Source organism: Sinorhizobium sp. BG8 (assembly GCF_016864555.1).
GTDB lineage: Bacteria > Pseudomonadota > Alphaproteobacteria > Rhizobiales > Rhizobiaceae > BG8.
On sequence record NZ_CP044011.1, the window covers coordinates 1,897,504 to 1,910,693 of the forward strand.

The following is a 13,190-nucleotide window of genomic DNA, read 5'->3' on the forward strand; positions in this document are numbered from 1 at the left end:
GTCAGGCCTCGATGATTTCGATGTCGAGTGAGCGGTAGGGGTCGAGCGTCCCGGCGGGCAGGCCCGGCGGAACGATGATGCCGTCCGCCGCGGTGATCGGCATGATCTTCCAGGGGGAGGCGGCGTTCAGCTTCGCCTGGGTCAGGAGCACATAGGTCGCGGCCGAATTTTCGGCGATCGTGCGCTTGGTCGCGGCTTCCTCCATATCGCCGGTCGAAAAGCCCTCGGCCGTGTGCGCGGCCGTCACCCCCATGAAGAAGATATCGGCGCGAAGCGCGCGGATGGCCGCAAGCGCTGCGGCGCCCATCGCGACCATCGAATGCGTGAAGAGTTTGCCACCGATCAGCACGACCTCGGCGGTCGGGTGCCTTTCGAGTTCGCAGGCGATCGTCGGGCTGTGGGTCACCACGGTGAAGATGAAATGGCGCGGCAGGGCGCGCGCGATCTCGGCCGTCGTCGTGCCGCCGTCGAGGAAGACGACCTGGCGCGGCTCGATCAACGCCGCCGCGCGGCGCGCCAGCGCCTGCTTCTCCTCGGTCGCGACCGTCTGGCGGGCGGTCAGGTCCGGCAGTGCCGGGCTCATGGGAAGCGCGCCGCCGTGAACCCGCTTCAGCCGGCCCTCTGCCGCCAGTTCCCTCAGGTCTCGCCGTATCGTGTCCTCCGACAGGCCGAGTTCCGAGGCAAGTGCCTTGGCGACGATTTCGCCGTCGCGATCAAGGCGTTGCGTGATCAGGGCTTTTCTCTGTTCCGTGAGCATGGCGTTCCGAATGGCTTGACGTTGCACGAAAATGCATGAATTATCGTGAAGTGTAACAATATAAGAAGTTTCGTGCAATATCATGTAAAGGAGTACACGATGCTGATCTTGATTGCTGGCCCATACCGCTCGGGCACCGGCGACGATCCGGCGAAGATGGCCGAAAATCTGAAGGCGCTCGAGGCGCCGTCCTACGCGCTTTTCAAGGCCGGCCATGTGCCCATGATCGGGGAGTGGGTTGCCTTGCCGGTCTGGCATGCGGCCGGCGGCGGCAAGGTGGGGGATGATCTCTACGAGGAAATCTTTCATCCGGTCGCGGGCCGCCTGCTGCAGTTGTGCGAGGGTGTGCTGCGATTGCCCGGCAGTTCGAAGGGCGCAGACAATGATGTGAGGATCGCGACCGAGCGCGGAATTCCCGTCTGGTATCGCCTGGAAGACGTGCCGGGCTGCGGCACCCTGGCAGCCTGAAAAGGCCACGACCTTTTCGTCGCGCTCCCGCGACACTGACGATCCTGCCGCGAAGCTACCGCGTATGGCGCAGCACCGGCATCAGCCTTGCGCATCCCTTCGAGGGAGGAGGTGCGCAAGGTCGCTCGTCCTGCTTGTAATGGCAGCGAAAATCAGGTCTCCTCGGTAGGCGGCGACCTACGAATTGCCGACTCGGGAGGTAGACCATGCTGACGCTCTATTATGCTCCGCGCACGTGCGCGCTTGCTTCGCTCATCGCGCTTGAGGAGAGCGGCACTCCGTTCCAGGTGGAGAAGGTCGATTTCTCCACCTCGGCGCAGCGGTCGCCGGCCTATCTCAAGATCAACCCAAAGGGACGGGTTCCGGCGCTCGCCACCGGCAGGGGCATCATAACGGAAACGCCTGCCATCCTCGCCTACATCGCTCATATCGGATCGCAGCGACGCCTGGCGCCGATCGAGGATGCCTTCGCCTTCGCGGAGATGCAGGCCTTCAATGCCTATCTCGCCTCCACGGTCCACGTCGCGCATGCCCATATGCGGCGCGGCCAGCGCTGGAGCGACGACGCGGCCGCCATCGAGACGATGAAGGCCAAGGTTCCCGAGAACATGACCGAATGCTTCCGCCTCATCGAGGAGGGGATGCTGCAGGGGCCCTGGGTCATGGGGGAACGCTACTCCGTTGCCGATCCCTATCTCTTCACGTTTGCCGGCTGGCTGAAGGGTGACGGAGTGGAGCCCTCGCTCTTCCCGAGGATCGCCGAGCATCGCGAGCGCATGCTCGGCCGTCCCGCGGTTGAGCGCGCCATGGCGCTCGAGGGCGCCTGACGGGCGTCAGCCTGTCCTGCATACATTTCCGGCAGTGTCGCGAAGTGCGGGCCGTTCATCGCCGCACGATGCGGCCGTGTTGAAAAGCCCGAAGGGCAGGTCGCCGAGCATGCGCAGGTCCATCTCCTCGATATCGGGATGGGCGAGCGGGTCGTTGGTCCAGGGAGGGATCGAGGACGACAGGGCATGACCGGCGCGCCGACCCGGGATCTGCGGCATGTGTCTGAAGAAAAACTTGAGCATGTGGCCGTCCTCGGGCACTCGCGGCTTCGGGAGTAAAGCCGTGTACCCTCTGATTTGTGAAGGTCAGGCTTTTATTCTTGCTCCGGCACGCTTCTGCTTCAATTGAGAAGTCCGATAGTGTGGTGTAGAAAAACTATATGAAGAACCTGAACCTCGTGCACCTCAACGCTCTCCGGGCCGTGGAAGCGGTCGGTCGCCTCGGCTCGCTCCAGGCGGCAGCCGAGGAACTGGGGGTGACGGTCGGTGCCGTCAGCCAGCAGGTGATCAAGGCGGAGGAGCAGCTGGGCCATCCGGTCTTCGAGCGGAAGCCGAAGGGCATGGTCGCGACGGAGTTCGGGCTCGAGATGCTGCCCCAGCTCTCCGCCGCCTTCCGCCAGCTGTCGCAGGTCGTCGCCGCGGCGCACTATCGTGACGACGCGATCCTGACGATATCGGTGGCGCCGATCTTCGCCTCGCGCTGGCTCGTTCACCGGCTCGATCGTTTCACCGCGCTCCATCCGGAAATCAGCCTGAGGATTGAAGCAACCACGATACTCGTCGATCTCGGCGCGTCGGACGTCGATCTGGCGATCCGTGTCGGCCCGGGGACCTGGCCGAATGTCCGGGCGGAGTTTCTCGTGCCGCAGGAGATGTTTCCCGTCTGCGCTCCCTCATTGGCCGCGCGCCTGCGCGAGCCCGCCGATCTCGTGAACTGCCCGGCGGTGATCGACCACAACGAAGCCTTCACCTGGGACCGGTGGCTTGCCGCCGCCGGCCTCGACGTGCCGCCGCCGCTCACCCGCCACCACTTCAGCGATGCCTCGCTCTGCCTCGATGCGGCAATCGCCGGGCAAGGGGTTTTGCTGGCCTGGCCCGTGCTTGCGGCCTGGGCGCTTCGAGAGCGCCGGCTCGTCACTCCGCTGCCGATCCGGGTGAAGACCGGGATGGGCTACTATTTTGTTACTGCGCCCGGCGTGCGCGAGCCACGCAAGGTCACCGTCTTCAAGAACTGGATGCGCCGGGAGATCGAGGACGACCTCGGGGAGGTCTCCGGCCTTCTGTCTATTCCAGCTCCTTGAGCCGTGTCTCCATCATGGTCTTGAAAGCCGGGCGGGCCTGGCAGGTCTGCAGCCATTTCTTCACGTTCGGAGCGGATTCGAAGAGTTCGGTCTGGGTCATGGCGTAGCGGAAGATCTCCGCGAGGTTGAGATCCGCCACCGTGAAGCGGTCGGATACCACGTGGCCGGTCGCCGCCAGCCTGTCGTCAAGAATGGCGAAGCACTTCTTCAGGGCCTTGTTGGCTGCGCGGATCGCCAGCCGGCCTGCTTCCGAATTCTGCGCGTTATCGTCGTGCAGCAGGATGATCTTGACCGCGTGCGGTTCGACCTCCGTCGCACCCCACATCGTCCACTGCAGGATCTCCGCTTCTTCCGTCAGCGTCTGGCCGGAGAGCGGTCCTCCGTGCTTGCGGGCGAGGTAGAGGTTGATGGCCAGCGACTCGTTCATCACGAAGCCGCCGTCGTCGATGCACGGAATGAGCCCGGTCGGGTTCACCTCGAGAAAGTCAGCGGAATGGGTGTTGAGCGGCGCGTCCGCAGCCTGCGGATCGGCGAGCCTGCGCGCCTGGATGACCGGGACGGAGACGAAGGGAATGCCGAGTTCGCCGGCCAGCCAGTAGTTGCGCGAGGCGCGCGAGCGATAGACGCCGTAGATCGTCAGCATGGGAACAGTCTCCTCTTCGGTCCGGCCGTGTATTGCGGCCCTGTCTAGCATAATCCAGACGCGGCACATCTTCGATCTGGGGGGATCGTGAACGAAACATGAGGCGACGCGACGGCATCGCTCTCGCCCTGCGTCGTCTCGTGTCTCGACCCGGCCAGACCTGAAACCGGGAGCCGCCGGCGCGGCTCACACCTCTTTCAGTTCCATCGATCCGTTGAGGCTTGCGATCAGCGTCGAACTCGCCTGGTTCAGCCCCAGGACGTCCACGGCTATCCCGTGCGTCTTGAACCGGTCGATTACCTTCTCCAGAGCCGCGACGGCGGTGATGTCCCAGAAGTGCGCTTCCGACAGGTCGATCAGGACCGTCATGCCGCTCGCCTCCTGAATGTCGAAGGCCTCCACGAACATATCGGCGGAAGCGAAAAACACCTGGCCCGAGACACGATACGTCAGACGGCCTTCCGAGGCATCGGATTCTATCCGAAGCAATCGGGCGACCTTGAAGGTGAAGAAGACGCCGCTCAGAAGGACGCCGACAGTGACGCCCAAAGCCAGGTTGGCGCTGAACACCGTGACGAGAACGGTGGCGACCATGACCGTGCTGGACATCTTGGGATGGCCGACCATCGAGCGCAACGACGACCAGTCGAAGGTGTCGATCGACACCATCACCATGATGGCCACCAGGGCGGCGACGGGGACCTGGGAAACCCATGGCTTGAGCAGCACCATCAACACCAGCAGGAAGGCACCCGCGAACAGGGTGGAGAGCCGACCGCGACCGCCATACTTTACGTTGCTCACGGTCTGGCCGATCATGCCGCAGCCCGCGATCCCGCCGAACAGGCTTGCGGCTGCGTTGGCGATGCCGAGGCCTGTGCACTCCCTGTTCTTCGAACTCGGAGTACCGGTAAGGTCGTCGACGACACTGGCCGTCATCATGGATTCGAGCAGGCCGACCATGGCTATGGCAAGCGCCGGTCCCGCGATGATCGTCAGCGTCTCCCAGGTCAACGGAACGTCCGGCCAACCGAAGACAGGAAGAGAGTCCGGCAGTTTCCCGAGGTCGGCGATGGTCATGACGGGAAGTTGCAGAGCCATCGACGCGATGGTCAGCACGAGGATGCAGATCAGCGGCGAGGGGATCGCGCTTGTGATCCTGGGGGCAAGATAGATGACCGCCAGTCCTGCAGCGAGCATGGCATAGGAAAGCCAGTCTCCTCCGATGATGTGCGGAAGCTGGGCCGCGAAGATCAGGATCGCCAGCGCGTTGACGAAGCCCGTGCGGACCGACTTCGAGACGAACCGCATGAGGACGCCAAGGCGCAGAAGCCCGAACAGGATTTGAAACACGCCGGCCAGCAACCCGGCCGCAAGGAGGTACGCGAGTCCGTGCGAATGAACCAGGGGCGCCGCCACAAGTGCCACCGATCCCGCTGCAGCCGAAATCATGGCAGGACGCCCGCCCGTGAAGGCTATGACGATGCCGATCACGAAGGAAGCAAACAGTCCGACCTGCGGATCGACGCCCGCGACGAAGGAAAAGGCGATAACCTCGGGGATCAGCGCGAATGTCGCAACCGCTCCCGCGAGCAGCTCGCGTACGGGATTGGCCGCCCAGTTCCGATGGAATGATGAAAGTTGCATGGGAAATTCTCGCAAATCATGCCGAACGCGCTCCGTGGAGCGGGCAATCTGGATCGCATGAAGGTTTTGCGTGGTCTGGCGGATCGGCGGCCAGAAGAGCCACCCGGAGTTTCACCGGGTCCGTGGTGAGTGGGATCTATATGACCCCGTTTTTTCTGCGTTGCAACATGAGATTGCCCGCGGTGGTGGAAGGCTCACACCCGATCGCGCGAAAATTCTTCGACTGCGGGATGGCCGCCTTCCGCGTCATGCGGAAGGGACCGGTCTTCCGGTTCCGCCGATTTCAGTCATTCCAGCCACGCCCTCAAGCGCTCTTTGGCTTCTTCGCGGGGCGGGTGGCGCGCGCCGACATGTTCAATGCCACTGCGGCCTGGATGAGCGCCTTCAGTGCCCTTTCGTCGATCTCGTCCGCTTCGTGGATATCGATCGCGCGCCTCGTGTTGCCTTCGAGGCTGGAATTGAAGAGGCCCGAGGGATCCTCCAATGAGGCACCCTTGGCAAAGGTCATCTTCACGACATTCTTGTAGGTCTCGCCGGTGCAGATTATTCCGGCATGCGACCACACCGGAACGCCTCTCCACTTCCACTCCTCGATCACTTCGGGATCGGCCTGCTTGATGAGGCTTCGCACCAGGGCGAGCGTCTTGCCTCGCCAATCGCCGAGTTCCTTGATCCTCGCGTCTATCAATTGGGAGGCAGGCTCTTGCCCCTTTCCATCCGGGGCAGCGGCAATGTCATTCCTGGGCACGACAGTCTCCTCGACAACGCATGATCCTGCTTCGGTGGGCCGGTCTATCGCCTCACTAGCACAACTCTGACCGCCCGCGAAGCAAAGGCATCCCTGGCGGCCTGCGCTGCAGAGTTGCTCCTCTTGAATCATCGAGATGCGACCGGTTGCAATTTTCCCTGTATTGCCGGAGCATGGGCGCGGTTGCGCTCGCGGCATGTTGCTCGACTGGATTGTCGCAATCGACCGAAAGCGGGCGCAATGCCGCATTGACGCTCCTGCGGCGGATCGATATTGGCGATGCGGTCCGCGCGGTGCGGACGGGGTTTTCGGATGAGACGGACGACCGGACAATGGGCGATGGTCCTGCGCATGCTCTGCGCGGTCGCACTGCTCATGGTCGGTTTCGCCCACAAGCCGGCGATGGCATCCGTGCCGATGTCGCCCGCTGAGATCGCTGCCTATACGCTTCCGGACGGCACCATCGGCGATCTCTGCCACAACCAGGAGGCCCATCCGACCAAGAAGCCTCACCCCGCCGGCACGAGCTGCGATGCCTGCCGGATCGGGAGCGCGATGCTCGTCCCGGCCCCTGCCGATCTTGTCGGTCTCGTCCTGCCCTTCCGGCTCGTCGCTCACCGCCCTCTGGTCGATGCTGCACAAGGCGGCGCGCGCTACCAACCCGGTGCACCGCCTCGGGCACCGCCCTTCCTGTTGATCTGACATTCGTTCCCTGCGCGTTCGGTGGCCCCGATGCGCGATCGTCACGTCATTCAACAGGTCACAAGCATGTCCGTCATTTCAGATGCACCGGCACTCGCCGTCGCAGACACCTCCGCGCTTTCTCAGCGCCTCTACCGCGCCATCTGGCGATGGCATTTCTTCGCGGGGCTCCTGGTCGTCCCCTTCCTCGTCAGCCTGTCGATCACGGGCGCGCTCTATCTCTTCAACGACGAAATCGATGCGAGCCTGTTTCGCGACCGCAACTACGTCACGGTTTCCGACAGCCGGATGGCACCCTCCGAGATCGTCGAGCGCGCGCTCGCAGCCGTTCCCGGCAGCACCTTTTCCAGCTACCGCACGCCTGCGGGGCAGGACCGCTCGGCCCGCGTGACCGTCGGCACAGAGGCCGGCAACGTCCTCGTCTTCGTCAATCCCTCCGATGGCGCCGTGCTCGACAAGGTGGGAGCGAAGGAGGAGTTCAACGAGGTTGTGAAGGATCTCCACAGTCTCGACTACTTCGGTGATTCCTGGGAAGTGATTATCGAGATCGTGGCGGGCTTCACCATCGTGCTGGTGCTGACCGGTATCTATCTCTGGTGGCCGCGCAAGCAGTCCGGCGGCGTCGTGACCGTCCGCGGCACGCCGTCCCGCCGGGTTTTCTGGCGCGACCTCCATGCCGTCACCGGCTTTGCCGCCGGCGGTCTCATCCTGTTCCTTGCCGCGACCGGACTTCTCTGGTCGGGCTTTTGGGGGTCGGGCGTCAACGCCTATCTGACGGCGAACGGCATGGGCTATCCGGCCGAGCTCTGGGACGACGTCCCGGCTTCGACGCTGGTGACCACCGACGTGCTGCCCAAGGCAAACTGGCTGATGGAAAACGCACCGGTTCCCGAATCTTCGGCCGCAACCGCGCCTGCCGCGCCGATCGGGCTCGACCGGGCAGTCGCGATAACCGACGCAGCCGGCATGCTGCCCGGGTACGAAATGTCTCCACCGTCAGGCGAGACCGGTGTCTACACCGCCGCCATCTTCCCCGCCGAACTTTCGCGCGAGCGCACGCTGCACATCGACCAGTACTCCGGCAAGGTGCTCGTCGATGTCGCGTTCGGCCAGTATCCGCTGACCGGAAAGGCGATCGAATGGGGCATCAACCTCCATCAGGGCCGGGAATGGGGGCTGTTCAGCCAACTGCTCATGCTTGCCACCTGCCTCGCCATCGTGCTTTCAAGCGTCACGGCCGTCGTCATGTGGTGGAAGCGTCGCCCGAGCGGACGCATAGGGGTGCCGCCTGCGCCGCGCGACAAGCGCATCTACATCGGGCTCTGGCTGATCGCCGGCGTCTTCGGCCTCGCTTTCCCGCTGACGGGCTTCGCGATCCTTGCCATGATCGCGTTCGACCAGCTTGTCGTGCGTTTCGTGCCGCCGCTGAGGCGTGCACTGTCCTGACGAAAGCTTGCCCCGTCCGCGCGGGGCAGCAAACCGCCGTTCTCCAATGAAGGAACCTTACATGAAACGCGTCCTCATGCTTCTCGCCGCTCTGGTGATCTCGGCGACTGCTTCGTTCGCCCACGAGTTCAAGCTGGGCGATCTCGAAATCCACCATCCCGCCTCCAAGGCGACGCTGCCGGGCCAGCCGGTCGGTGGCGGGTTCATGACCATCATCAACCACGGTAGCGCGCCCGATCGCCTTGTCGCCATCACCTCCGATGTTTCTGACGACGTGCAGATTCATGAAATGTCGGTCGTGGACGGCGTCATGAAGATGCGCCAGCTCGCGGAAGGCGTCGAGATCGCGCCGGGTGCCACCGTGGAGCTGAAGCCGGGCGGCCTGCACGTGATGTTCATGAGCATCAAGCAGCCCTTCGTCGAGGGCGAGATGATCAAGGCGAAACTCACCTTCGCGAAGGCAGGCTCGATCGACGTCGAGTTCAAGGTCGAAGCGGCCAGGAAGGGTGCCGCGACCGGCGAGGGGAAGGCTGACGAGCCCCACGTCGAACACAAGATGTAGCTTCGGCCAGAGCAGAAAAAAGAGCGGATGAGGGCGGCGCCAGGCGCCTTTCCCTCATCCGCCCACGCACCTCTTCATTCGGGCAAAGCGAAGAGGTGCAACTTGTGACCGGCGAGAGCGCCGGCTTGTTCAGCCAGTACGATTTTTCTCGATGGTCAGATGTGCGTATTCCGTAGCGTCCGCGGAAAGATCGCCTGTCGCCCGCTCGTTCCAGCGATACCCCGCGATCGCGCCTCCGGGCGTGTCCTCGAAGAGATTGCCGGAAATGAGGGCCGAACCGGCTCCCTCGACCACGGTGACCGCGCAGCCGACGGGAGCGTTGCGGACAAGGTTGCCGCTCACCGCAAGCCCGCGCATGTAGGGGCCCCAGCCTAGCATCAGCCCCCACTTGGCGGCGTTCTCGATCGTGTTGCCGGAGACGACCGTATCGGCCTCGACGGCTATGCCGAAGCCGAAACCGGCACCGTCGTGGCGGTAGGGACCCTCGAGGTGGAGATTGCGCACCACGTTGCCGGTGACGGAGGCCAGCCTGCCACCCTCGTCGAAATTGACGATGAGGATCCCGTTTGCCGCGCCATCGATCAGGTTGCCGTTGACGATCGCGCCCTCGAAGCCGAACTCCGAATAGATCGCGGTCTCGCCGGACCTGAGGCACGTGTTCGTGGAGATCTGGACGTTGGAGCCGGCGTTCGAGCGGATTGCGGAAAAGGCGCAGTCCGAAACATGGTTGCTCGTGACGATCACGCCGTCGGCGCGGAAAATGTTGATCCCGTTGCCATATTCTCCGGTGCCGCCGCGCGTTGCGGCGATGCGGGCGACACGGTTGCCGCTGACAATGGTCCCGTCCTCGCTCTTCTGCCACCGATGCACGAGGATGCCCCCGTTGGCATTGTCGCACACCGTGTTGCCGACGATCGAGAGTTCCTTGCTCTCGACAGCGTAGATGCCGTAGTCGCCGGCGCCGGAGATACGGTTCTTCTCGATGCGGCCACCGCAGCGTTCGATCGAGATCGCCGATTTCGAAGCACCCGTGATCTCGCAGTTCTCGATCGCAAGATTGGAGACGCCGGCGAAGTTCAGCAGCGCCTGGACGGTATCGTCCAGCCAGCGGTTGCCTCCGTCGATGACGAGATTGGCGAACTCGATGCGCTTGGCGCCGTCGGCGGTGAAGAGCCGCCCGTCGCCGCTGTAAAGGATGCGCGTCGCCCCTGGCACGCCGCTGATGCGGGTGTTGTCGGGCAGGTCGATGTTGGAGATCACGTAGTCGCCGGCCGGAAGGAACACGGGCATGTTCTTCGCCGCCGCCTCCCTGACGAGCTTGCCGAAGGCCTTGCTCTTTCGATCGCCCGCGCCGGGGCGCAGGCCGTGCTCGGACGCGTCCATGCTGCCGCGAAGATCGGCGTTGAGAACAGGAAACCCCGCATCGGCATGTGCCGGTGCGGCGGCGCCTGCGGCGGTCGCTGCGAGCGAGGCGAGAAATAACCGTCTGCTTACCATGTTTTCTCCTTGCGCTCAGCAGAGTGCAGGAATCGTGCCACCGGAAACTGTGCCGATCTGGCACGGATCGGGCCGTTTGGCGGGGCAAAGGAGCGTTTTGGCCCCCCGCGATGTCCGGATTCGGAGCCTGATGGTGTGCCCGGACGGATCGGTGTCCATCGGGATAGATGGCTTTTCACCGATTGATTTCAACTTTGCATAACCCTTGCTGTGTAGCCTTCGCGCGTGTGAAGGCACAGGCCCTCGGTCGTGCCCGTGAGGGAGACATGTGATTGCGCAAGCCTGCATCATCGACCCCAACATCTGAGGTGGACGATTCCGTCGAGCCGACCCTCCGCCTGATTTCTGCAGGCGAGCGGCTCCTGGCGGAGGCCTCGCGCCTTTTCTCCTTCGATCAGCAGGACCGTCACCTCTGGCTGGACGCGATAATCGACGGCGCTCCCGGCTATCTCTACTTCAAGGACCGCAACAGCCGGTTCCTGATTGCGAACCGCGCGATCGCCGAAGACTATCGACGGGGCGGAACGACAAGTCTCATCGGCCTCACGGATTTCGACCTGCACCCGCTGGATGTCGCCCTCGAAACCTTCCGCGCCGAGCAGGAAATCTTCCGGACGGGAGAACCGATGCTCGACAAGGAGGAACTGATCCGCGACGCCTCCGGCAACACAAGGTGGATGCTCACTTCGAAGCTGCCGGTTCGAAACGAGGAAGGCGAAATCATCGGCATCGTCGGCACGTCGCACGACATCACCGAGCGCAAGAGGGAGGAAAGCCTGCACGCAGGCCAGGCTAACCTCCTGAAGATGATCGCGCGCGGCGCGCTCCTGTCCGAGATCTTCGCGACACTGATCAACCTGATCGAGGCGCAGATTCCGGGTGTGATGGGATCGATCCTGCTTCTCTCCGCGGACGGCAAGCGCATGCGTCTCGGCTCGGGGCCGAACCTCGATCCCGCCTATTGCCGACTCATCGAGGGTGTCGAGATCGGACCGGAGGTCGGCTCTTGCGGCACCGCCATGTGGCGGGGCGAAACGGTGATCGTCTCGGACATTCGGGAAGACGTGCTCTGGAAGGATTTCCGGGAGCTCGTCGAACCCTACGGGTTCCGCTCCTGCTGGTCTTCGCCGATCCGGTCCTACCAGGGCAAGATCCTCGGATCCTTCGCTCTCTACTCACGAAAGCCGGGCACGCCCACGCCCGCCTGCACCAGGCTCGTGTCGATGGCCGCCGACCTTGCCGGCATCGCGATCGAGCGCAAGGAGGCGGAAGACCGGATCCAGTTCATCGCCCACCATGACACGCTGACGGGACTTCCGAACCGCAGCATGCTGAACGAGCGCATCGCCAGTGCCATCGAGGATGCGGACGATCGCGACGGAAAGGTTACGATCGCCTTCATCGATCTCGACAACTTCAAGCTGGTCAATGACAGCCTCGGTCACAATGCCGGCGACGAACTCTTAAGGGTCGTCACGGAGCGGATGCTCGAGTGTCTGCGTCCGGTGGATGCGGTCATCCGGCTGGGGGAGACGAGTTCGTCGTACTCGTCCCGGGAGAGCCGCCCGCGGGCCAGACCATGGAAGAGCTGCTGGAAGGGCTGCGTTCCGCCATTGCCCGCCCGGTCGTTCTCGAAGGGCGCAGCCTGAAGGTAACCTGCAGCATGGGTGTCGCGGTCTATCCGGACCACGGCCGCAACGCTCTGGAACTGCTCGCCAATTCCGATGCCGCCATGTATCGCTCGAAAGAGATCGGCCGCGACGCCCTGCAATTCTTCTCGACCGAGATGGCGAGCCACGCACGCGAGAAGCTGGTGCGGCAGGAGGAGTTGCGGGAGGCGATCGCCACGTCGCAGCTGGTTCTGCACTACCAGCCGCAGATGGACCTGACCACGGGCCGCATCTTTGCCGTGGAGGCGCTGATCCGCTGGCAGCATCCCGAGCGTGGCCTGCTGGCACCGGGAGAATTCATTCCGCTCGCCGAGGAAACGGGTCTCATCTCCCCGATCGGCGAGTGGATCCTCAGCACCGCCTGCCGGCAGAACAAGGCATGGCAGCAGGCAGGCCTTCCGCCGATCGTGGTCAGCATTAACGTGTCGGCGAGACAGTTCCAGGAGAAGGACTGGGTGGAGAAGGTCGCGGCCGCGCTGGAGGAGAGCGGTCTCGAGGGCCGTTACCTCGAACTCGAGATCACCGAAAGCCTGATCATGGAGGACGTGCCCCAGGCGGTGGCGACCATGCGCAGGCTGGCGGACCTCGGCGTCGAACTTGCCATCGACGATTTCGGCACGGGCTATTCAAGCCTCAGCGCGCTGAAGCGCTTCCCGGTCGGGCGCTTGAAGATCGACCGGTCCTTCGTCAAGGATCTGCCAGATGCCACCGACGATGGAGCAATTGCCAAGGCGATCATTTCGCTTGCCCATACGCTGCAACTGCGTGTCATCGCGGAGGGCGTGGAAACACGCGAGCAGATGGATTTCCTGCGCCAGAGCGGCTGTGATGAAATACAGGGCTACTATCTGAGCCGCCCGATCGCACCGCGGGCGCTCGAAGCCCTCCTCAGAATCCCGAGCCTCTGACCGGGGAGAGCCGG

General features: G+C 63.6%; 12 protein-coding genes, 1 pseudogene and 1 other annotated feature. Of the genes and pseudogenes, 7 read left to right on the top strand and 6 right to left on the bottom strand.

The annotated features are described in order from the left end of the window. Window position 1: 1 nt before the first annotated feature. A complete protein-coding gene (locus tag F3Y30_RS08775; protein ID WP_203426067.1) occupies window positions 2-757 on the bottom strand; it encodes a DeoR/GlpR family DNA-binding transcription regulator in 756 nt (251 codons plus the stop codon). Between the two features lie 99 nt (window positions 758-856). On the opposite strand from F3Y30_RS08775, the gene F3Y30_RS08780 reads away from it, so the two are divergent. Continuing rightward, window positions 857-1,225, top strand: a complete 369-nt coding sequence (locus tag F3Y30_RS08780; RefSeq protein ID WP_203426068.1) for a DUF4406 domain-containing protein — start codon at window positions 857-859, stop codon at window positions 1,223-1,225. Between the two features lie 206 nt (window positions 1,226-1,431). Then, window positions 1,432-2,052: a glutathione S-transferase N-terminal domain-containing protein gene (locus F3Y30_RS08785; RefSeq protein ID WP_203426069.1), complete on the top strand. Its 621-nt coding sequence runs from the start codon at window positions 1,432-1,434 to the stop codon at window positions 2,050-2,052. A 6-nt stretch (window positions 2,053-2,058) separates the two neighbouring features. On the opposite strand, the gene F3Y30_RS08790 is transcribed toward F3Y30_RS08785, so the two are convergent. Beyond that, window positions 2,059-2,295: a hypothetical protein gene (locus F3Y30_RS08790; protein WP_246752918.1), complete on the bottom strand. Its 237-nt coding sequence runs from the start codon at window positions 2,293-2,295 to the stop codon at window positions 2,059-2,061. Between the two features lie 137 nt (window positions 2,296-2,432). On the opposite strand from F3Y30_RS08790, the gene F3Y30_RS08795 reads away from it, so the two are divergent. Further along, window positions 2,433-3,353 (top strand): LysR substrate-binding domain-containing protein, encoded by a 921-nt coding sequence (locus tag F3Y30_RS08795; RefSeq protein ID WP_203426070.1) that lies wholly within the window; start codon window positions 2,433-2,435, stop codon window positions 3,351-3,353. Here F3Y30_RS08795 and F3Y30_RS08800 read toward each other — a convergent pair. The 3 genes from F3Y30_RS08800 to F3Y30_RS08810 all read right to left on the bottom strand — a co-directional run bounded on the left by F3Y30_RS08800 (window position 3,337) and on the right by F3Y30_RS08810 (window position 6,391). Next, window positions 3,337-3,996 carry a glutathione S-transferase family protein gene (locus F3Y30_RS08800; RefSeq protein ID WP_203426071.1) on the bottom strand — a complete coding sequence of 220 codons (660 nt, stop codon included), beginning with the start codon at window positions 3,994-3,996 and terminating at the stop codon, window positions 3,337-3,339. The genes F3Y30_RS08795 and F3Y30_RS08800 overlap by 17 nt on opposite strands. Before the next feature lie 186 nt (window positions 3,997-4,182). Continuing rightward, window positions 4,183-5,643, bottom strand: a complete 1,461-nt coding sequence (locus F3Y30_RS08805) for a SulP family inorganic anion transporter (protein ID WP_203426072.1) — start codon at window positions 5,641-5,643, stop codon at window positions 4,183-4,185. A gap of 69 nt (window positions 5,644-5,712) precedes the next feature. Continuing rightward, window positions 5,713-5,768: a sequence feature (sul1 is cis-regulatory element that is thought to sense ions involved in sulfur or methionine metabolism; They are found in Alphaproteobacteria), on the bottom strand. A gap of 179 nt (window positions 5,769-5,947) precedes the next feature. Continuing rightward, on the bottom strand, window positions 5,948-6,391 hold the full coding sequence (locus F3Y30_RS08810; RefSeq protein WP_246752919.1) for a DUF1801 domain-containing protein: 444 nt from the start codon (window positions 6,389-6,391) through the stop codon (window positions 5,948-5,950). Between the two features lie 312 nt (window positions 6,392-6,703). On the opposite strand from F3Y30_RS08810, the gene F3Y30_RS08815 reads away from it, so the two are divergent. The 3 genes from F3Y30_RS08815 (at window position 6,704) to F3Y30_RS08825 (ending at window position 9,101) form a co-directional block, all read left to right on the top strand. Further along, window positions 6,704-7,093: a hypothetical protein gene (locus tag F3Y30_RS08815; protein ID WP_203426073.1), complete on the top strand. Its 390-nt coding sequence runs from the start codon at window positions 6,704-6,706 to the stop codon at window positions 7,091-7,093. A 66-nt stretch (window positions 7,094-7,159) separates the two neighbouring features. Next, window positions 7,160-8,539, top strand: coding sequence for a PepSY domain-containing protein (locus F3Y30_RS08820; RefSeq protein WP_203426074.1), 1,380 nt, complete (start codon window positions 7,160-7,162; stop codon window positions 8,537-8,539). A 61-nt stretch (window positions 8,540-8,600) separates the two neighbouring features. Next, window positions 8,601-9,101 carry a copper chaperone PCu(A)C gene (locus F3Y30_RS08825; RefSeq protein WP_203426075.1) on the top strand — a complete coding sequence of 167 codons (501 nt, stop codon included), beginning with the start codon at window positions 8,601-8,603 and terminating at the stop codon, window positions 9,099-9,101. A gap of 129 nt (window positions 9,102-9,230) precedes the next feature. Here the strand turns inward: F3Y30_RS08825 and F3Y30_RS08830 are convergent, their stop codons facing one another. Beyond that, the gene (locus tag F3Y30_RS08830) at window positions 9,231-10,598 is read right to left on the bottom strand and encodes a TIGR03808 family TAT-translocated repetitive protein (protein WP_203426076.1); all 1,368 of its coding nucleotides are present in this window, start codon (window positions 10,596-10,598) and stop codon (window positions 9,231-9,233) included. Window positions 10,599-11,010: 412 nt separating this feature from the next. Here F3Y30_RS08830 and F3Y30_RS26705 point away from each other — a divergent pair. Next, window positions 11,011-13,173 (top strand): annotated as a pseudogene (locus tag F3Y30_RS26705) (diguanylate cyclase); the annotation flags it as partial. Window positions 13,174-13,190 lie beyond the last annotated feature (17 nt).

Coding starts and splice junctions, on each gene's coding strand:
- F3Y30_RS08775 (WP_203426067.1), bottom strand. CDS start 757: ATGCTCACGGAACAGAGAAAAGCCCTGATCACGCAACGCCTTGATCGC.
- F3Y30_RS08780 (WP_203426068.1), top strand. CDS start 857: ATGCTGATCTTGATTGCTGGCCCATACCGCTCGGGCACCGGCGACGAT.
- F3Y30_RS08785 (WP_203426069.1), top strand. CDS start 1,432: ATGCTGACGCTCTATTATGCTCCGCGCACGTGCGCGCTTGCTTCGCTC.
- F3Y30_RS08790 (WP_246752918.1), bottom strand. CDS start 2,295: ATGCTCAAGTTTTTCTTCAGACACATGCCGCAGATCCCGGGTCGGCGC.
- F3Y30_RS08795 (WP_203426070.1), top strand. CDS start 2,433: ATGAAGAACCTGAACCTCGTGCACCTCAACGCTCTCCGGGCCGTGGAA.
- F3Y30_RS08800 (WP_203426071.1), bottom strand. CDS start 3,996: ATGCTGACGATCTACGGCGTCTATCGCTCGCGCGCCTCGCGCAACTAC.
- F3Y30_RS08805 (WP_203426072.1), bottom strand. CDS start 5,643: ATGCAACTTTCATCATTCCATCGGAACTGGGCGGCCAATCCCGTACGC.
- F3Y30_RS08815 (WP_203426073.1), top strand. CDS start 6,704: ATGAGACGGACGACCGGACAATGGGCGATGGTCCTGCGCATGCTCTGC.
- F3Y30_RS08820 (WP_203426074.1), top strand. CDS start 7,160: ATGTCCGTCATTTCAGATGCACCGGCACTCGCCGTCGCAGACACCTCC.
- F3Y30_RS08825 (WP_203426075.1), top strand. CDS start 8,601: ATGAAACGCGTCCTCATGCTTCTCGCCGCTCTGGTGATCTCGGCGACT.
- F3Y30_RS08830 (WP_203426076.1), bottom strand. CDS start 10,598: ATGGTAAGCAGACGGTTATTTCTCGCCTCGCTCGCAGCGACCGCCGCA.